Here is an 18,890-nt window from a genome sequence, read left to right on the forward strand (position 1 = left end):
CCATGACCACCACCACGACCGCACCCACCAGCACAACGGTGCTCGACGCCACCGGCGTCACGATGCGCTTCGGCGGCCTGACCGCCGTACGCGACGTGGACCTCACCGTGAACACCGGCGAGATCGTCGGTCTCATCGGCCCCAACGGCGCCGGCAAGACGACCTTCTTCAACTGCCTCACCGGCCTGTACGTGCCGACCGAGGGCAAGGTCGCCTACAAGGGCACCGTCCTGCCGCCCAAGCCGCACCTGGTCACCCAGGCCGGCATCGCCCGTACGTTCCAGAACATCCGGCTCTTCGCCAACATGACCGTTCTGGAGAACGTGCTGGTCGGCAGGCACACCCGGACCAAGGAAGGCCTCTGGTCCGCCCTGCTGCGCCTCCCCGGCTTCAGGAAGGCCGAAGAGGAGTCCCGCGAACGGGCCATGGAACTCCTGGAGTTCACCGGCCTCGCCGCCAAGGCCGACCACCTCGCCCGCAACCTGCCCTACGGCGAGCAGCGCAAGCTGGAAATCGCCCGGGCACTGGCGAGCGAGCCCGGTCTGCTCCTCCTCGACGAGCCGACCGCCGGTATGAACCCGCAGGAGACCCGGGCGGCCGAGGAGCTCATCTTCGCCATCCGGGACAAGGGCATCGCCGTCCTCGTCATCGAGCACGACATCCGGTTCATCATGAACCTCTGCGACCGGGTCGCCGTGCTGGTCCAGGGCGAGAAGATCGTCGAGGGCCCCGCCGAGGTCGTCCAGGCCGACGAGCGCGTCATCGCCGCCTACCTGGGCACGCCCTTCGAGGGCGAGCCCGGCACCGCGGAGGCCGCCGAGGTCGAGGCCGCCGAGGCGCAGAGCAGCACGGAAGGGGACGACAAGTGACCGCACTGCTCGAGGTCGAGGACCTCAGGGTCGCTTACGGCAAGATCGAAGCCGTCAAGGGCATCTCGTTCAAGGTGAACGCGGGCGAGGTCGTCACCCTCATCGGCACCAACGGCGCCGGCAAGACCACGACCCTGCGCACCCTGTCGGGTCTCCTCCAGCCGCTGTCCGGCGACATCAGGTTCGACGGCAAGTCGCTGAAGAAGATCCCCGCGCACAAGGTCGTCTCGCTGGGGCTCGCCCACTCCCCCGAGGGGCGGCACATCTTCCCCCGCATGACGATCGAGGACAACCTCCGCCTCGGCGCGTTCCTGCGCACCGACAAGGAGGGCATCGAGAAGGACATCAAGCGCGCCTACGACCTGTTCCCCATCCTCGGGGAGCGCCGGAAGCAGGCGGCCGGCACCCTCTCCGGCGGTGAGCAGCAGATGCTCGCCATGGGGCGGGCGCTGATGTCCAAGCCGAAGCTGCTCATGCTCGACGAGCCCAGCATGGGCCTCTCCCCGATCATGATGCAGAAGATCATGTCCACCATCAAGGAGCTCAAGTCCCAGGGCACCACCATCCTGCTCATCGAGCAGAACGCCCAGGCCGCGCTCTCCCTGGCCGACCACGGCCACGTCATGGAGGTCGGCAAGATCGTCCTCTCCGGCAGCGGGCAGGACCTGCTGCACGACGAGTCGGTGCGCAAGGCGTACCTGGGCGAGGACTGATCACCCACGGACTGATCACCCACGCGAAGAGGCCCGCGTCCCCTGCCGGGGGCGCGGGCCTCTCTCATGCGCTCGGGCGCGTCAGCCCTTGGCGGCCTTCTTCTCGTCGGCGTCCTGGATGACAGCCTCGGCGACCTGCTGCATCGACATCCGGCGGTCCATGGAGGTCTTCTGGATCCACCGGAAGGCGGCCGGCTCGGTCAGCCCGTACTCGGTCTGAAGGATGGACTTCGCCCGGTCCACCAGCTTGCGGGTCTCCAGGCGCAGGGTGAGGTCGGCGACCTCCTTCTCCAGCTCCTTCAGCTCCGTGAACCGGGATACGGCCATCTCGATCGCCGGCACGACATCGCTCTTGCTGAACGGCTTGACCAGGTAGGCCATGGCACCGGCGTCCCGAGCCCGCTCGACGAGGTCGCGCTGCGAGAAAGCGGTCAGCATCAGCACCGGGGCGATGCTCTCCTCGGCGATCTTCTCGGCCGCCGAAATGCCGTCCAGCTTGGGCATCTTCACATCGAGGATGACAAGGTCGGGCTTGTGCTCGCGAGCGAGCTCCACAGCCTGCTCACCATCACCGGCCTCACCGACGACGGTGTACCCCTCCTCTTCGAGCATCTCTTTGAGATCGAGCCGGATCAGCGCCTCGTCCTCGGCAATGACGACACGGGTCGTCAGCGGAGGCACGTGCGACTTGTCGTCGTCGGGCGCGTCTACGGGCTGGGGCGACTCGGGGGCGGTCACGGGGGCTCCTCGTTCAGGGGCAGGGGTACTGCTGACAAGAGCCTACCTAGCTGCGGTAAGGTGGGGGCACGGCGGGTGACCACCAACCTTCGTATTGAAGGAGCCCCGGTAGCCCAGCGGAAGAGGCAATGGATTCAAAACCCATACAGCGTCGGTTCGAATCCGACTCGGGGCACTTTTCCTTGGTTTCCAAGGTCACAAGAAAGCGGATGTCCACGTTCTCGTGAACATCCGCTTTTTGCTGCGTGTCGCCGCGATCACTCTCACAGAGTGGCCACATGTACGACGTCAGCACACGCAAGCGAGCACTCGCGCTCGTCTCCCAGGGGCGCAGCCTGAATTCAGTGAGCCGAGAGACGGGTATTTCACGTGCCTCGATCCGCTCCTGGCAGCACCGCCTTGAACCCCTGCCCCGCTTGGCAACTCCGGACCCCGGGCCTCCCGCTGACGATTGCGCGTACGCCTACCTGTTAGGCCTCTACCTGGGTGACGGCTGCATCAGTGCGCATACCCGCGGCACCGGCTTCCACCTCCGAATCGCGTGCGCCGATACATGGCCGGGCCTCCTCCGACAGTGCCGCGAGGCCATCACGAAGGTCCGTCCCGGTATCGGCGTCTACACCCTTCAGAAGCAGGGATGCGCGATGGTGACCAGTTACTCCCGGCATTGGCCCTCCCTCTTCCCGCAGCACGGCCCCGGCAAGAAGCACGAGCGAGCCATCACCCTCGAACCCTGGCAGCGGCAAATCGTCGACGCACACCCTTGGGAGTTCATCCGAGGCCTCATCCACTCCGACGGCTGCCGTATCACGAACTGGACGACCCGCCTCGTCGCAGGTGAGCAGAAGCGCTACGAGTATCCGCGCTACTTCTTCACCAACCTGTCGGGCGACATCGTCCGACTCTTCACCGAGACGCTGGACACCGTAGGGGTCCAATGGACACAAGCGAACGACCGCAACATCTCCATCGCCCGCAAAGCCTCCGTGGCCCTCATGGACACCCACGTAGGCCCGAAGCACTAACCACAAAGGGCCCCTCTCAAGAGGGGCCCTCCGCTTACTACTTGGGACTGTCGTCCTCCCCGATGTGATGCACCCGCACCATGTTCGTCGAGCCGGACACCCCCGGAGGCGAGCCCGCCGTGATGACGACGACGTCGCCCTTCTGGCAGCGGCCGTACTTCAGCAACAGCTCATCGACCTGGTCGACCATCGCGTCCGTGGAGTCCACGTGCGGGCCGAGGAACGTCTCCACGCCCCAGGTCAGATTCAGCTGGGAACGGGTGGCCGGCTCCGGTGTGAACGCCAGCAGCGGGATCGGCGAGCGGTAGCGGGACAGGCGGCGGGCCGTGTCGCCGGACTGGGTGAAGGCGACCAGGAACTTCGCGCCCAGGAAGTCGCCGATCTCGGCCGCCGCGCGGGCCACCGCGCCGGGCTGGGTGCGGGGCTTGTTGCGCTCGGTCAGGGGCGGCAGGCCCTTGGCGAGGATGTCCTCCTCGGCCGCTTCGACGATCTTCGCCATCGTCCGGACCGTCTCGATCGGGTACTTGCCGACGCTCGTCTCGCCGGACAGCATCACCGCGTCCGTGCCATCGATGACCGCGTTGGCGACATCGCTCGCCTCCGCGCGCGTCGGGCGCGAGTTGTCGATCATCGAGTCGAGCATCTGCGTCGCCACGATCACCGGCTTGGCGTTGCGCTTCGCCAGCTTGATCGCGCGCTTCTGGACGATCGGGACCTGCTCCAGCGGCATCTCCACGCCGAGGTCGCCGCGCGCGACCATGATGCCGTCGAAGGCGGCGACGATGTCATCGATCGCGTCGACGGCCTGCGGCTTCTCCACCTTGGCGATCACCGGGAGGCGGCGGCCCTCCTCGTCCATGATGCGGTGGACGTCCTCGATGTCCCGGCCGGAGCGGACGAACGACAGCGCGATGACGTCGAAGCCCGTGCGCAGCGCCCAGCGCAGGTCCGCCTCGTCCTTCTCCGAGAGGGCGGGGACCGAGACGGCGACGCCGGGCAGGTTCAGGCCCTTGTTGTCGGAGACCATGCCGCCCTCGATCACCGTCGTGTGGACGCGCGGGCCGTCGACGGAGGTGACCTCCAGGCAGACCTTGCCGTCGTCGACGAGGATGCGCTCACCGGGGGTGACGTCGGTGGCGAGGCCCGAGTAGGTGGTGCCGCACTGCTGGCGGTCGCCCTCGGCGTCCTCCTCCACGGAGATGGTGAAGGTGTCTCCGCGTTCAAGGAGTACAGGTCCTTCGGTGAAGCGGCCGAGGCGGATCTTCGGGCCTTGAAGGTCGGCGAGGACGCCGACGCTGCGGCCGGTCTCGTCGGAGGCCTTCCGCACACGCTGGTAGCGCTCCTCGTGGTCGGCGTGGCCGCCGTGGCTGAGGTTGAATCGGGCGACGTCCATTCCGGCGTCGACCAGTGCCTTTATCTGGTCGTACGAGTCGGTGGCGGGGCCCAGGGTGCAGACGATTTTCGCTCGGCGCATGTTTCGACTCTATGACTTACCGGCGGGTAGAGAATCGGCCCAGCATGACTACTCAACAACCTTTGCGTGAAGGGCTATTGACAAGTGTTGAATTGTGCGGCGGGGTGCTCCGATGAGCGTTCGAAGCATTCCCCCATTCGCATGCGAATTCGAATGGAGTCGCGTATTCACAGCCGCGGCGGCGTCATCGTAAAGCGCGCGTTGACCTGGGCGTGGACGTGCTGGCGCTGGGGTTCGAGATCGAGCGGGGCCGCCGCGGCGTCCTCGGCGGCGCCGTAGGCCATGGAGCGCATACGACCGCCGGGGGCCTGCGGATAGGGCGGCGGGGCGTTCTCCGCGCCGATGTCGGCGAGTTCCACCAGCGCGGCCAGGGAGGCCCCCAGCGCCTCCGCATACTCCCGCGCGCGCTGCACGGCCTCCCGTACCGCCTGCTGCCGCGCCTCCCGGTGGGCCGGCGAGTCGGGGCGCAGGGCCCACCAGGGGCCGTCGACGCGCGTGAGGTCCAAGTCGGCCAGTCGCGTGGTGAGTTCACCGAGCGCGGTGAAGTCCGTGAGGACGGCGGTGATGTGGACGCGGCCGTGGTAGGCGTGGACGCGTTCGCCGCGGCCCTTGTCCTTGAGCTCGGGGCTGATGGAGAAGGCGCCGGTCTCCAGTCGCTCGACCGCGTCACCGTAGGTCTTGATGAGGTCGAGGACGGCGGTGTTGCGGCGGGTGAGGTCGTCGAGGGCGGCACGGCGGTCCTTGCCGCGGGAGGCGACCGTGACGCCGATGCGGGCGATCTCCGGGTCGACCTCCAGTCGGGCCTCGCCGCGGACGGCGATACGCGGGGCGTCGGGGGTGCCGTACGGGACGGCGGGCTGAAGTTCCTCTGATGGGGCGGTCATACGTCCCACTCTGTCATCGCTTGCTTGGTTACGGCCCCCACGGGTCACCAGATCGAAACCTCCGGGGTCTGTTGCCAGTCGGCATGACCAGGTCAGAATCTACGCGCGTTGTTGACCATTCGCTCAGGAGAAGCACTCATGCCGTTGAACCGCCGGAAGTTCCTGAAGAAGTCCGCCGTGACCGGAGCGGGGGTGGCACTCGCCGGTGCGGCGGCTCCTGCGGCGCAGGCGGCGGAGGCCGCGACGACGGCGACGAAGTGCGACAAGCGGTACTCGCTGACCGTGCTGGGCACGACGGACCTGCACGGCCACGTCTTCAACTGGGACTACTTCAAGGACGCCGAGTACACCGACGCCAAGGGCAATGCGCAGGGTCTGGCGCGGGTGTCGACGCTGGTGAACCAGATCCGCGCGGAGCGGGGCCGCCGCAACACGCTGCTGATCGACGCCGGTGACACGATCCAGGGCACCCCGCTGACGTACTACTACGCGAAGGTCGACCCGATCACGGCCGAGGGCGGCCCGGTGCACCCGATGGCGCAGGCGATGAACGCCATCGGCTTCGACGCCGTCGCGCTCGGCAACCACGAGTTCAACTACGGCATCGAGACGCTGCGCAAGTTCGAGGAGCAGTGCCGCTTCCCGCTGCTGGGCGCGAACGCGCTGGACGCGAAGACTTTGAAGCCCGCCTTCCCGCCGTACTTCATGAAGACGTTCCGCGTGCAGGGCGCCCCGTCGGTGAAGGTCGCCGTCCTCGGTCTGACCAACCCGGGTATCGCGATCTGGGACAAGGCCTATGTGCAGGGCAAGCTGACCTTCCCGGGTCTGGAGAAGCAGGCGGCGAAGTGGGTGCCGAAGCTGAAGGCGATGGGCGCGGACGTGGTGATCGTCTCGGCGCACTCCGGTTCCTCGGGCACGTCGTCGTACGGTGACCAGCTGCCGTACATCGAGAACTCGGCGGCGCTGGTGGCGCAGCAGGTGCCGGACATCGACGCGATCCTGGTCGGCCACGCGCATGTGGAGATCCCGGAGCTGAAGGTCGTCAACGCCAAGACCGGGAAGACCGTCGTGCTGTCGGAGCCGCTGTGTTACGCGGAGCGGCTGTCGCTGTTCGACATCGAGCTGACCTTCGCCAAGGGCCGCTGGTCGGTGGAGAAGGTGGCCGCCTCGGTGCTCAACTCCAACACGGTCGCCGACGACCCGAAGATCACCAAGCTGCTGAAGGACGAGCACGACAAGGTCGTCACGTACGTCAACCAGGTCGTCGGCACCGCGACCGCCGCGCTGACCACGGTCGAGGCCCGTTACAAGGACGCCCCGATCATCGACCTGATCACCAAGGTCCAGGAGGACGTGGTCAAGGCGGCGCTGGCGGGAACCGAGTACGCCTCGCTGCCCGTCATCGCGCAGGCATCGCCCTTCTCGCGCACCTCGGAGATCCCGGCCGGCGAGGTGACGATCCGGGATCTGTCGAGCCTGTACGTCTACGACAACACGCTGGTCGCGAAGCTGATGACGGGCTCGCAGCTCAAGGCGTACCTGGAGTACTCGGCGGAGTACTTCGTGCAGACCGCCGCCGACGCGGCCGTCGACGTGGACAAGCTGACGAACGCGAACAACCGCCCGGACTACAACTACGACTATGTGTCCGGGCTGTCGTACGAGATCGACATCGCGCAGGCGCCGGGTTCGCGGATCAAGAACCTGACCTACGACGGTGCCGCTCTCGACGAGGCCCGGAAGTTCGTCTTCGCGGTGAACAACTACCGGGCCAACGGCGGTGGCGCGTTCCCGCATGTGGCGTCGGCTCAGGAGCTGTGGGCGGAGTCGACGGAGATCCGCACCCGGATCGCGGAGTGGGTGACCGCGAAGGGCGTGCTGGACCCGAAGGACTTCTCGTCGGTGGACTGGAAGCTGACGCGGAACGGTACGCCGGTGTTCTAGACCCGGGAGCCTTCGTCAGGAGCCTCAGATCCCTTCCATGAGCGGTGTCAGCACCGGTGGCCGGCGCGCGGAGGGGATCTTGGGCTCCTGCCGTTGCAGGCCGAAGGTGGTGAACGCGGTACGGCTGGGGAGGGGATAGGTTTCCTTGCCGGTCAGCGAGTTGAGGATGCCGGCGCTGCGCCAGGCCGCGAGGCCGAGGTCGGGGGCACCGATGCCGTGGGTGTGGCGTTCGGCGTTCTGGACGTAGACGTGGCAGCCGGAGCCGGTGACGGACGGGTCCATGACCAGGCGGTGCTGGTCGTCGATGCGGGGTCGTTCCCGGCTGTCACGGCACATGTAGGGGTCGAGGCCGGCGAGGATGCGGTCGAGTGAGCGTTCGCGGTAGCCGGTGGCCAGGACGACCGCGTCGGTGGTCATGCGCGAGCGGGTGTTCTGGTGGATGTGCTCCAGATGGAGTTCCACCTTGGTCGTGGCGATACGGCCGGCGGTGCGGACCCGCACGCCCGGCGTGAGGACCGTGTCGGGCCAGCCGCCGTGCAGGGTGCGGCGGTAGAGCTCGTCGTGGATGGCGGCCAGGGTGGTGGCGTCGATGCCCTTGTGGAGCTGCCACTGGGAGGCGACGAGCTTGTCGCGCACCGGTTCGGCGAGGGCGTGGAAGTAGCGGGTGTAGTCGGGGGTGAAGTGCTCCAGGCCGAGCTTGGAGTACTCCATGGGCGCGAAGGCGTCGGTACGGCCGAGCCAGTGGAGCTTCTCGCGGCCGGTGGGACGGTGCCGCAGCAGGTCCAGGAAGATCTCGGCGCCCGACTGTCCCGAGCCGATGACGGTGATGTGGTCGGCGGCGAGCAGGGTCTCGCGGTGGTCTAGGTAGTCCGCGGCGTGGATGACGGGCACGGCGGGCGCGTCGACGAGGGGCCGCAGCGGGTCGGGGACGTAGGGCTCGGTGCCGATGCCGAGGACGATGTTCCTCGTGTACGTACGGCCGAGCGCCTCGGCTTCTCCGTCGGGGGCGATGTGGGTGAAGTCGACTTCGAAGACGTCGCGTTCGGGGTTGAAGCGGACCGCGTCGACCTGGTGGCCGAAGCGCAGTCCGGTGAGGTTCTCGCAGACCCAGCGGCAGTAGGCGTCGTACTCGGCGCGCTGGATGTGGAAGCGCTCGGCGAAGTAGAAGGGGAAGAGCCGGTCGCGGGCCCTGAGGTAGCTGAGGAAGGACCAGGGGCTGGCGGGGTCGGCGAGCGTCACCAGGTCGGCGAGGAAGGGGACTTGGAGGCGGGAGCCGTCGATGAGGAGCCCCGGGTGCCAGGCGAAGGCGGTGCGCTGTTCGTAGAAGACGGCGTCGAGTTCGGCGAGGGGCTGGGCGAGGGCGGCGAGGGAGAGGTTGAAGGGGCCGATGCCGATGCCGACGAGGTCTCGGGGGGTGTCGGGGTCCTGGCGTGGGGGGTTGGGGTGCGCATCGGCAGGGGGGTTCGACTGCGGACTCATCGGGGGGTGTTTCCTTCCACCAGTTTCAGGAGGGCGGCCAGTTCGTCCGGGCGCGTGTGGGGGTTGAGGAGGGTCGCCTTCAACCACAGGCGTCCGTCTATGCGGGCCCGGCCGAGGACGGCGCGGCCGTCGGTGAGGAGCCTGCGGCGTACGGCGGCGACGGTGTCGTCGGCGGCGTGTGCGGGCCGGAACAGGACCGTGCTGAGGGTGGGCCGGTCGTGGAGCTCGAAGCCGGGGTGGTCGTGGACGAGGGCGGCGAACTCACGGGCGTTGTCGCAGACTTGGTCGACCAGTCGGCCGAGGCCGGTGCGGCCGAGGGTCTTCAGGGTGACGGCGATCTTCAGGACGTCGGGCCTGCGGCTGGTGCGCAGGGAGCGGCCCAGCAGGTCGGGCAGGCCGGCTTCGGTGTCGTCGTCGGCGTTGAGGTAGTCGGCGCGATGGTGGAGTACGGCGAGATCGCGCGGGTCCCGGACCGCGAGGAGCCCCGCGGCGACCGGCTGCCAGCCGAGCTTGTGCAGATCGAGGGTGACGGTGTGGGCGGCGTCGAGGCCCTTCAGCCGCTCTCGGTACCGGCCACTGAAGAGCAGGCCGCCCCCGTAGGCGGCGTCGATGTGCAACCGGGCGCCATGGGCGGCGCTCAGGGCGGCGATCTCGGGGAGCGGGTCGATGATCCCGGCGTCGGTGGTACCGGCGGTGGCGGCGACGAGATGCGGACCGGGCAGTTCCGTGAGGGCCTCGTCGAGGGCGGCGGGGTCGAGGGCACCGGCCGGGGCGGGCACGACGACGGGCTCGGGCAGCCCGAGCAGCCAGGCGGCCCTGGGCAGCGAGTGGTGGGCGTTGGCCCCGTGGACCAGCCGGACGCCGGCGCCGTGTGCTTCTCGGGCGAGGAGGAGGGCGAGCTGGTTGGACTCGGTGCCGCCGGTGGTGATCAGGGCGGTGGGGGTTGTGCGGGGCGGGCTCGCGGAGCCGGTCACGGAACCGGTCCCGGAGCCGAAGACCTCCAGCGCGAGTGCTTCCGTCACCAACCCCTCCAACTCCGATGCGCCCGGCGCCTGGTCCCAGGAGTCCAACGAGGGGTTGAGCGCCGAGGCGGCGAGGTCGGCGGCGGTGGCGACGGCGAGGGGCGGGCAGTGGAGGTGGGCTGCGCAGAGGGGGTCCGCGGGGTCGGCGGCGGTCGCTGCGAGGGCCCGGACGAGGGTGTGGAGGGCGTTCGGGTCGCCGTCGGCCGGCAGTACGTCGCCTGCCGCGTCCCGCATGCGCGCGGCCACCGCGTCCGGGCCGCCCGACGGCAGTGGTCCCCCGCGTACCCCGGCGCCCTCGCTCAGCGCGGCGAGCGCGGTGTCGAGCAACGGCCGCAGGGCATGGGGACCTTCCGGGCCTGAAGCGAGCGACGGCTGCGTGCTCATCGGGGCCTCCCGGGCGCTGGGCATGAGGGACTTCCCAGCTTGTACGCGGATGCGCGTTCGCGCCCGAAAAGCCCAATGACCGGAACCCGAAAGGGGGTACTTTCGTGCGGGGAAAGCGTGTCGGACCGGGCGTACAGAGGTTGCCGGAGTAGGGGGCGGCCGTGGGAACCGGCGCCCCCTACGTCGGACGTACTAGCCCTGTCGGCCCTCCCGGACCCGCAAGGCCCGAGCCAGGTCGTCGAGTTGGTCGGCCAGCCTGCGGCGCAGCGCCGGGATCGGGTCGCCGTCGCGCAGGCACTTCTCGCCCAGGCGCAGGGTGTCGGGGTCGACGGAGTGGACCGGGAAGGCGTAGCGGCCGGCGGCGTCGGCGATGGCGGGGCCGCGGCGGGCGGCGAGGGTGACCGCGTCCTTGTAGTAGCGCGGCACGTACTGCTGCACCAGATCGGCCTGTTCGGGCTGCCAGAAGCCCTGGGCGGTCGCGGTGAAGAGGTAGTTGGACAGGTCGGTGCTCTCGTCGGTGGCGAACATGGCTTCCCATGCCCGGGCCTTGGCCGCCTCGTCGGGCAGGGCGGCCCGGCAGCGGGCGGCGCCCTCCTGGCCGGTGGCGCTCGGGTCGCGCTCCAGCTCGGCGGCGATGGCGGTCTCGTCGACGGCGCCGAGCACGGCGAGCCGGCCCAGGACACGCCAGCGCAGCTCGGGGTCGAGTTCGGGTCCGCCGGGCACTGTGCCGTCGGCGAGCCAGGCGGCGATCGTGTCGGGGTGGGCGGCGGCGTCGATGAAGTGGCGCACGGCGATCAGGCGCAGGCCGGGGTTGTCGCCGTCCTCGGTGCGGCGGATGAGGTCGCGGCACAGCGCGGAGAGGGTGGCCAGGGCGGTGGGCCGCTCCTCGGGGGTGAGGTAGCGGTCGGCGACCTGGGCGGTGGCGAAGGCGAGGACGCCCTGTACGACGGCGAGGTCGGTCTCGCGCGGCAGGTGGGCGCGGGCGGCCTCCAGATAGGCGGTGGCGGCCAGTTCGCCGTCACGGACGGCGTCCCGCAGGGCGTTCCAGACGACCGCGCGGGTGAGCGGGTCGGGCAGGCCGGCGAGGCTTGCTCGGACGGTCTCGAAGGACTCGGGGTCGAAGCGGACCTTGGCGTAGGTCAGGTCGCCGTCGTTGAGCAGCAGCAGAGCCGGGCGCTTGCCGATGGGCTGCGGGACGGTCTGCGGGATGTCGAGGTCGATGCGCTCGCGCAGGGTGAGGTGGCCGCCGTTGTCCCCGAGGTCCTCGGTGTACAGGCCGACGGCGACGCGGTGCGGGCGGCTGCCCGCGCGGTCGACGGTGAGGGTGTACGTGCCGTTGTCGCCGGGGGTGACGGTCGGTGTGAGGGTGTCGACGCCGGTGGTGCGCAGCCAGCTGTCGGCCCAGGCGTGCACATCGCGCTCGGTGTTGGCGGCGAGGGAGTCGATGAAGTCGGCGAGGGTGGCGTTGGCGAACTTGTGGCGGGCGAAGTGGGTGTTGATGCCTGCGAGGAAGTCCTTCTCGCCGAGCCAGGTCACGAGTTGACGCAGCGCGGAGGCGCCCTTGGCGTAGGAGATGCCGTCGAAGTTGAGCATGGCGGAGGCCGTGTCGTCGACGGCCTCGGGGGCCACGGGGTGGGTGGAGGGCCGCTGGTCGGCGTCGTAGCCCCAGGACTTGCGGGCGACGCCGAAGTCGACCCAGGTGTCGGTGAAGCGGGTGGCCTCGGCGCAGATCTGGTAGCCCATGTACTCGGCGAAGGACTCGTTCAGCCAGATGTCGTCCCACCAGCGCAGGGTGACGAGGTCGCCGAACCACATGTGGGCCATCTCGTGGGCGATGACCATGGCGCGGGTCTGCCGCTCGGTGTCCGTGACGGCGGAGCGGTAGACGAACTCGTCGCGGAAGGTGACCAGGCCGGGGTTCTCCATGGCGCCGGCGTTGAACTCGGGCACGAAGGCCTGGTCGTAGGAGTCGAAGGGGTAGGGCTCGTCGAACTTCTCGTGGAAGCGGTCGAAGCACTGCCGGGTGACCTGCAGGAGTTCGTCGGCGTCCGCGTCCAGGTAGGGGGCCAGGGAGCGGCGGCAGTGGATGCCGAAGGGCAGGCCGCGGTGCTCGGTACGGACCGAGTGCCAGGGTCCCGCGGCGACCGCGACGAGGTAGGTGGAGATCAGCGGGGTGGCCGCGGCCTGCCAGCGGCCCTCGCCGAGGTGCTCGGTGGTGCCGTTGGCGAGGACGGTCCAGCCCTCGGGCGCGGTGACGGACAGGTCGAAGACGGCCTTGAGGTCCGGCTGGTCGAAGGCGGCGAAGACGCGCTGGACGTCCTCCATGAACAGCTGGGTGTAGGCGTATGTCTCGCCGTCGCTGGGGTCGGTGAAGCGGTGCATGCCCTCGCCGGTGCGGGAGTAGCGCATGGCCGCGTCGAAGCGCAGTTCGTGCTCACCGGCGGTGAGGTTCTTCAGGGGCAGCCTGTTCCCGTCCAGGGTCTCGGGGTCCAGGGGCTGTCCGTCCAGCGTGACGGAGCGCAGCTCGGCCGGCTTGATCTCGACGAACGTGTCCGCGTCGGCGCGCGCCGTGAAGGCGATGACGGTACGGGAGTCGAACGTCTCGTGCCCGGTCGTCAGATCGAGTTCGATCGTGTAGCGATGGACGTCGAGGAGCTGGGCACGGGTCTGCGCTTCGTCGCGCGTCAGTACGGACATGCACGACATGCTGCCTGATGCCGCAGACCAGGCACAGGGGTGGATCACTACGTGCGCTATGTCCGATTTCTTGCGGCCGTTCTGTCCGGTTCCCGCCCGGCGTTCCGTGCGTCCCCGGCCGCTGCCAGGTCAGGTGTCAGGCCAGGTGTCAGGTCAGGTCCTTGGCCGATGTGGCGGCGGTGTTGTCCCGCTGGGTCGGGACGCGGGCGTCGGGGTGCGGCAGGGTGGGGCGCGGTGGGGGTTCCTGGACGTCGGTGTGGTCCTTGACCAGGGCCCGCAACTCGCGGACCTCCTCCTCCAGGGCGCGGTGGCGCTGGTAGGCGTCGTACAGGTAGCGGACCTTGGTGCGCAGCGCCCAGGGGTCGGTGGGCTTCAGGACCAGGTCGGCGACGCCGAGCCCGAAGGCGGTGGCTGTCAGTTCGTGGTCCGCGCCGAAGCCGGTGAGCAGGATGACCGGTATGTTCTGGGTCTGTTCCACGCGCCGCATGTACCGCACCACGTCCAGGCCGCTGACGCCGGGCATCCGGACGTCCAGGAGCAGCAGGCCGACCTGGCCGCGGAGCACCTGCTTGAGCGCCTCGTCACCGTTGGTGGCGCGGGCGAGCCGGTAGCCCAGCGGGGCCAGGGCGCTCTCCAGGGCGTACAGGGTTTCCTCGTGGTCGTCGACGATGAGGATCTTGGCATCCGACGGCATGGCCCGACGTCCCTCCCGCATGGACTTCCAGGATATGTCCGGGCGCTGACGGGGAGTGCGTGTCAGTTGGCATGGAGTGCACAGCGCAGCATGCCCCGCGCGGGGCGCCGTGTCACTCCCTCGGGAGGGCCCGGTCTGGGTCCTGTCGCCAGATTCGTGTCGCCCGCCCGGAGACGGGCTTGGAGGGGGGGCCTGGAGGGCGGGCCTGGAGGCGTCATGGGGGTGGCCCCCCCCCGCGCGAGGTTGTTCGAGCGTGGGTGGGCGAGCGTGCGATCGCAAGGCGCCTGAGCGCCCTCGCTGCGGGCGCCCCCGCGCGAGCCTGGCGAAGCTCGGTTCGCGCGTGCGGAGGAGCCACGTGGGCGGTTCGGCAACGGGGCGAGCGTGCGTGCCGGACGCCGCCAGGCAGGCGGGAATGCGGCGACAGGGCCCAGGTCAGTTCGCCGTGGGCGCAGCGTCGTTGACCGTGTCCTCGGCGATGCTTTCGTGGTGCCGGATCACCTCGGCGATGATGAAGCCCAGGAACTTCTCGGCGAACGCCGGGTCGAGCTTGGCGTTCTCGGCGAGGGTGCGCAGCCGGGCGATCTGGCGGGCCTCGCGGGCGGGGTCGGCGGGCGGGAGCTGGTGCCGGGCCTTGAGATGGCCGACCTGCTGGGTGCACTTGAAGCGTTCGGCGAGCATGTGGACGACGGCCGCGTCGATGTTGTCGATGCTGTCGCGCAGCCGGGCGAGTTCCTCACGGACCGCGGGGTCGACATCACCTGGGGACGTGTTGCTGGTCATGAGGGCTCAGCCTACGGGGCCGCCTGGGCTGGTCATTCGTTCGATCCGGGGCGGGGCGGGGCGGGTCGTCGGGGTCGGGGACCTGGTTGCTCCGGCCGCCGGGCACGGTGCGTCAGTGGCGGGACCCGCGGCTTCGTGTGGATCAACGGCTTCGACATCGGCCGCCACTGGTCGGCCGGCCCACAGCGCTCGCTGTATGTCCCGGGCTGTCCTGGGCCCGTGCTGCGGAGGGCCGCGACGAGGTGTGGGTGCTGGAGCCGGCGGGGACGGCCCGGTGGGGTTCCGGCGAGGCGGGTGCCCCGGTGCTCCGGGCCGTCTGACGCACGGGGGTGCGCCGGTTGCCTACAGCGCGGACGCCGCTCGGGCGATGTCCTTGGCGAAGTGGCTGACCTCGGTGTAGATGCCGGGCACACCGGTGCGGGCGCAGCCGTCGCCCCAGCTGACGATGCCGACCTGGATCCACTTACCGGCGTCGTCCTTACGGAACATGGGGCCACCGGAGTCGCCCTGGCAGGTGTCGATGCCGCCGCTCTGCCAGCCGGCGCACAGTTCCTCCTTCGACACGAGCTGGTTTCCGTAGTGCCGCTTGCACACGCGGTCGGCGACGAAGGGAACAGTGGCCTTACGGAGCTTGGTCGTGCCCGTGCCGGCTCCCTCCTGTGTGTCGCCCCACCCGGCGATCGTGAACATGCCGCGGTTGTACTGGTCCGTCGTGGCGATCTTCAGCGTCGGCTTGTCGATGGGCCGGGCGAGCTTGATCAGCGCCCAGTCCTTGCCGGAGCCGTTGTAGCCCGTGGCCACCTTGACCTTGGTCGACTTGACCTTGATCGCGGCGGAGGAGTTGAGGTCGTTGACACCCGCGGTGACGGTGATGCTGGTGTTGTTGCCGGAGCCCTCCATGCAGTGGGCCGCGGTCAGCACGACGTCCTTCTTGTAGAGCGCCCCGCCGCAGCCCATCGACAGATGGACCATGAACGGGAACTCGTTCTGCGTGGCAGCCGTTCCACCGACGACACGGGTGGACGCGGCCTGCGCGGCGACGGGCTGGAGGGAGGCGACCGCGAGTGCGACAGCACCTGCCGCCGCGGCTCTCTTCGCCCAGTAGAGGCCGCTTCTCCGGGATATGTGATGGCTCAACATTCGTCCTTTCGCGGGGGGTTGGGCGACCCGGAGTATGAAGATCGAGGGGCGTGCATGACAAGGACGGATCTCACGTCCCGGGCATGGAACCTCACCAGGGAAAATCCCCTCACATCCCCGTAGAGTGGAATCGGGTTCAAGGCGTCTTGGGGGTAAGGGCGTGGCGAACGGCGGACCGGTCCAGCACGGCTTCCCGCACCTGGAGACGGTGCGGGCCTCGATCACCGCGCTCTACAGACGGCTGTCCTACGACACCGTCCAGACGTTCGCGACCAGCGTGGCGCCGGCCGACGTGGCCTTCTGCGACACGGACGATCTCTATCTGGGCGCGCAGCGGGTGGCCCGTGAGCTGGTGCGGCACTACCGGCTGCCGGACGCCCGGCTGATCGTCAGCTTCCGGGAGATGTCCCACGCGGCGAACGTCGAACTCGCCGCCGGGCCTGAGTACTTCGTCGAGTTGAACGACCGTTTCCGCACCCATCGCCGGGACATCGGCGCGGCCCTCGCCCACGAGGTGATGCATGTGTATCTGCACCGCCTCGACCTGTCATTCCCCGGCACACGCGACAACGAGATCCTCACGGACACGGCGACGACGTATCTGGGCGCGGGCTGGCTGCTCCTCGACGCCTACCGGGAGGACTCGGCGTCCTCGCAGAAGCTGGGCTATCTGACGCCGGAGGAGTTCGGGTACGTCCTCGCCAAGCGGGCGCTGGTCTTCGCCGAGGACCCGTCGGTGTGGTTCACCAGCCCCCAGGCCTACACGGCGTATGTGAAGGGCATGGCCGAGGCCCGCCGGGACGAACAGCAGCCCCCGCTGACGGCCGCCGGCTGGGCGGGCCGCCGCCGCTACGCCCGTGATCGGCGGCATGCGCAGGACCAGCACGGGGCCGGTCCGCAGCCGGGGGTTCCGTATACGTTCACGCCGGACGGGCGGGGGCCGCTGGGGGTGTCGTTTCCGTGTCCGACGTGTCAGCAGCGGATCCGGGTGCCGGTGCGGGGGCGGGTTCGGGCGCGGTGTGGGTTGTGCCGGACGGTGCTTGAGTGCGACACCTGAGCGCCTGATGGGGTGCGGGCGCGCCCCTTTTTTTGGGGGGGGCGTTCCTCCTACGCCCCGTACACCTGTCCCGGCACCTCCGCCTTCCCCAGCAACTTCAGCGCCGTCTCCCCCGCTTCCTTCGGCGTCCACCGCGCCCTCTTGTCCGCCGTCGGACCCGCCCTCCACCCTTCCATCACCGTGATCCGCCCGCCCTCCGCCTCGAAGACCCGGCCCGTCACTCCCCCGCTCGCCACCGAGCCCAGCCAGACGACCAGGGGGGAGACGTTCTCCGGGGCCATGGCATCGAAGCCGGAGTCAGGGGCCGCCATGGACTCCGCGAAGGTGTGCTCCGTCATGCGGGTGCGCGCCGCCGGGGCGATCGCGTTGACCTGGACGCCGTAGCGGGCCAGTTCGGCCGCCGCGACCAGGGTGAGCCCGATGATCCCGGCCTTCGCGGCGCTGTAGTTCGCCTGCCCGAGCGAGCCCAACAGCCCCGCGCCGCTGCTCGTGTTGACGACCCGGGCGACCGGCATTCGCCCCGCCTTCGCCTCCGCCCGCCAGTACGCGGCCGCGTGCTTGAGGGGCAGGAAGTGGCCCTTGAGGTGGACGCGTACGACAGCGTCCCAGTCGTCCTCGTCGAGGTTGACCAGCATCCGGTCACGCAGGAACCCGGCGTTGTTGACGAGCGTGTCGAGGCGGCCGTACGTCTCCACCGCGGCTGCCACCAGGGATGCCGCGCCGGCACTGGTCGCCACGTCACCGGCATGCGCGATGGCCTCACCGCCGGCCGCGCGGATCTCGTCGACCACGCGCTGGGCAGGGTTGTCCGCGGCGACCCGCCGGGTGGGAGTGTCGCCGACCACGCCCCGCGCCGGACGGTCGCCGGCCACCTCACGAGCAGGACCATCCGCGGCCACCCCCCACGCAGAACCGTCCGCGGCCACCCCCCGCACAGGACCATCCGCGGCCACCCCCCGCGCCGGACTACCGCCAGCCACCCCCCGCACAGGCCCATCACCGACCACCCCCCGCACAGCACTGCCCCCAGCCCCCTCCCCAACCCCCCCGCTCCCGCCCCCACCCAGCTCCCCGTCCACCCCGACACCGAGGTCGTTGACCACGACCCTCGCCCCCTCCGCGGCGAACGCGAGCGCATGCGCGCGCCCGAGGCCGCGGCCCGCCCCGGTGACGACGACGACCCGTCCTTCACACATCCGGCTCATGTCATGCCTCCTTGTTGACCGTTGCGGCGTCCAGGAACGCGGGCCGCTCACCCCCGCCGTGCACGAGCAGGCTCGCCCCGCTGATGTACGCGGCGGCCTCGGAGGCGAGGAAGACGGCCGCCGCGCCCACGTCGGCCGGTTCGGCGAGGCGGCCGAGGGGGACGGTGCGGGAGACACCGGCGATGCCGTCGTCGCCGCCGTAGTGGAGGTGGGCCAGTTCGGTACGGACCATGCCGACGACCAGCGTGTTGACCCTGACCTCCGGCGCCCACTCCACGGCCATCGAACGGGCCAGGCTCTCCAGCCCGGCCTTCGCCGCCCCGTACGCCGCCGACCCGGGCGACGGCCGCCCCCCGCTGACGCTGCCGACCATCACCACCGACCCTCGCACGCGCTTCAGCTGCTCGTACGCGGCCAGGGAAGCCGTCAGCGGCGCGACGAGGTTCAGCTCGATGACGCGCGCGTGCCGCTCGGCGTCCGCCTCCGTCAACCGTCGGTACGGTGTGCCACCCGCGTTGTTGACGAGGACGTCCACGCGGGGCAGGGCCGCGAAGAAGGCCCGTACGGCGTCCGGGTCACGAAGGTCGAGCGGTCTGAACTCGACTTCGGGGAAAGGGACTTCGGGTGGTCTGCGCGCACAGACCACGACCACCGCGCCCGCCTCGGCGAAGGCCTTCGCCACCCCTGCGCCGACGCCCCGCGTACCCCCCGTGACGACAACTACCTTCCCGTCCAGCCCCATTCGCGGCTACCCTTCACCTAACAAATGTTTGGTGGAAAGGTAG

General features: G+C 69.7%; 16 protein-coding genes, 1 tRNA gene and 1 pseudogene. 7 read left to right on the forward strand and 11 right to left on the reverse strand.

The features are described from left to right. The first annotated feature begins 2 nt into the window (after window positions 1–2). Together ACZ7NC_RS19620 and ACZ7NC_RS19625 are read left to right on the forward strand one after the other, a co-directional pair. Window positions 3–869 carry an ABC transporter ATP-binding protein gene (locus ACZ7NC_RS19620; protein ID WP_471489861.1) on the forward strand — a complete coding sequence of 289 codons (867 nt, stop codon included), beginning with the start codon at window positions 3–5 and terminating at the stop codon, window positions 867–869. After that, window positions 866–1,582, forward strand: a complete 717-nt coding sequence (locus ACZ7NC_RS19625; RefSeq protein ID WP_471489863.1) for an ABC transporter ATP-binding protein — start codon at window positions 866–868, stop codon at window positions 1,580–1,582. Before ACZ7NC_RS19620 ends, ACZ7NC_RS19625 begins: the two co-directional genes overlap by 4 nt. 81 nt (window positions 1,583–1,663) lie before the next feature. Here the strand turns inward: ACZ7NC_RS19625 and ACZ7NC_RS19630 are convergent, their stop codons facing one another. Continuing rightward, entirely contained in the window at window positions 1,664–2,320 is a 657-nt protein-coding gene (locus ACZ7NC_RS19630; RefSeq protein ID WP_217211850.1) for an ANTAR domain-containing response regulator, read from the reverse strand. Window positions 2,321–2,422: 102 nt separating this feature from the next. Between ACZ7NC_RS19630 and ACZ7NC_RS19635 the strand changes: the two genes are divergently transcribed. Both ACZ7NC_RS19635 and ACZ7NC_RS19640 read left to right on the forward strand, forming a co-directional pair. Then, a tRNA-Leu gene (locus ACZ7NC_RS19635) sits at window positions 2,423–2,495 on the forward strand. Between the two features lie 103 nt (window positions 2,496–2,598). Next, window positions 2,599–3,345 carry a helix-turn-helix domain-containing protein gene (locus tag ACZ7NC_RS19640; RefSeq protein ID WP_471489865.1) on the forward strand — a complete coding sequence of 249 codons (747 nt, stop codon included), beginning with the start codon at window positions 2,599–2,601 and terminating at the stop codon, window positions 3,343–3,345. Window positions 3,346–3,382: 37 nt separating this feature from the next. Here the strand turns inward: ACZ7NC_RS19640 and pyk are convergent, their stop codons facing one another. Then, the gene (gene pyk, locus ACZ7NC_RS19645; RefSeq protein WP_471489867.1) at window positions 3,383–4,819 is read right to left on the reverse strand and encodes a pyruvate kinase; all 1,437 of its coding nucleotides are present in this window, start codon (window positions 4,817–4,819) and stop codon (window positions 3,383–3,385) included. A 167-nt stretch (window positions 4,820–4,986) separates the two neighbouring features. Then, window positions 4,987–5,703, reverse strand: coding sequence for an SIMPL domain-containing protein (locus ACZ7NC_RS19650; protein WP_471489869.1), 717 nt, complete (start codon window positions 5,701–5,703; stop codon window positions 4,987–4,989). Between the two features lie 138 nt (window positions 5,704–5,841). Here ACZ7NC_RS19650 and ACZ7NC_RS19655 point away from each other — a divergent pair, with 138 nt between their 5' ends. Continuing rightward, window positions 5,842–7,647, forward strand: coding sequence for a bifunctional metallophosphatase/5'-nucleotidase (locus tag ACZ7NC_RS19655; protein ID WP_471489870.1), 1,806 nt, complete (start codon window positions 5,842–5,844; stop codon window positions 7,645–7,647). 24 nt (window positions 7,648–7,671) lie between these two features. Here the strand turns inward: ACZ7NC_RS19655 and ACZ7NC_RS19660 are convergent, their stop codons facing one another. The 5 genes from ACZ7NC_RS19660 to ACZ7NC_RS19680 all read right to left on the reverse strand — a co-directional run bounded on the left by ACZ7NC_RS19660 (window position 7,672) and on the right by ACZ7NC_RS19680 (window position 14,703). Continuing rightward, entirely contained in the window at window positions 7,672–9,126 is a 1,455-nt protein-coding gene (locus tag ACZ7NC_RS19660) for a lysine N(6)-hydroxylase/L-ornithine N(5)-oxygenase family protein (protein ID WP_471489871.1), read from the reverse strand. Continuing rightward, the gene (locus ACZ7NC_RS19665; protein WP_471489873.1) at window positions 9,123–10,532 is read right to left on the reverse strand and encodes a pyridoxal phosphate-dependent decarboxylase family protein; all 1,410 of its coding nucleotides are present in this window, start codon (window positions 10,530–10,532) and stop codon (window positions 9,123–9,125) included. The genes ACZ7NC_RS19660 and ACZ7NC_RS19665 overlap by 4 nt, the downstream gene beginning before the upstream one ends. Before the next feature lie 192 nt (window positions 10,533–10,724). Then, window positions 10,725–13,229, reverse strand: coding sequence for an aminopeptidase N (gene pepN / locus ACZ7NC_RS19670; RefSeq protein WP_471489875.1), 2,505 nt, complete (start codon window positions 13,227–13,229; stop codon window positions 10,725–10,727). Window positions 13,230–13,377: 148 nt separating this feature from the next. Further along, a complete protein-coding gene (locus ACZ7NC_RS19675) occupies window positions 13,378–13,923 on the reverse strand; it encodes a response regulator (RefSeq protein WP_471489979.1) in 546 nt (181 codons plus the stop codon). 432 nt (window positions 13,924–14,355) lie between these two features. Next, window positions 14,356–14,703 carry a chorismate mutase gene (locus tag ACZ7NC_RS19680; protein ID WP_471489877.1) on the reverse strand — a complete coding sequence of 116 codons (348 nt, stop codon included), beginning with the start codon at window positions 14,701–14,703 and terminating at the stop codon, window positions 14,356–14,358. Between the two features lie 117 nt (window positions 14,704–14,820). Between ACZ7NC_RS19680 and ACZ7NC_RS19685 the strand changes: the two are divergent. Beyond that, window positions 14,821–15,023: pseudogene (locus tag ACZ7NC_RS19685) on the forward strand (hypothetical protein); the annotation flags it as partial. 22 nt (window positions 15,024–15,045) lie between these two features. On the opposite strand, the gene ACZ7NC_RS19690 reads toward ACZ7NC_RS19685, so the two are convergent. Next, a complete protein-coding gene (locus ACZ7NC_RS19690) occupies window positions 15,046–15,843 on the reverse strand; it encodes a S1 family peptidase (protein ID WP_471489878.1) in 798 nt (265 codons plus the stop codon). 160 nt (window positions 15,844–16,003) lie between these two features. Between ACZ7NC_RS19690 and ACZ7NC_RS19695 the strand changes: the two genes are divergently transcribed. Beyond that, a complete protein-coding gene (locus ACZ7NC_RS19695) occupies window positions 16,004–16,900 on the forward strand; it encodes a hypothetical protein (protein WP_471489880.1) in 897 nt (298 codons plus the stop codon). Between the two features lie 50 nt (window positions 16,901–16,950). Here ACZ7NC_RS19695 and ACZ7NC_RS19700 read toward each other — a convergent pair whose 3' ends face one another. Continuing rightward, window positions 16,951–17,853 (reverse strand): SDR family oxidoreductase, encoded by a 903-nt coding sequence (locus ACZ7NC_RS19700; protein WP_471489882.1) that lies wholly within the window; start codon window positions 17,851–17,853, stop codon window positions 16,951–16,953. 253 nt (window positions 17,854–18,106) lie between these two features. Continuing rightward, a complete protein-coding gene (locus tag ACZ7NC_RS19705) occupies window positions 18,107–18,847 on the reverse strand; it encodes an SDR family oxidoreductase (protein ID WP_471489883.1) in 741 nt (246 codons plus the stop codon). Between the last annotated feature and the right edge of the window lie 43 nt (window positions 18,848–18,890).

The organism is Streptomyces sp. NPDC111802, assembly GCF_055634335.1.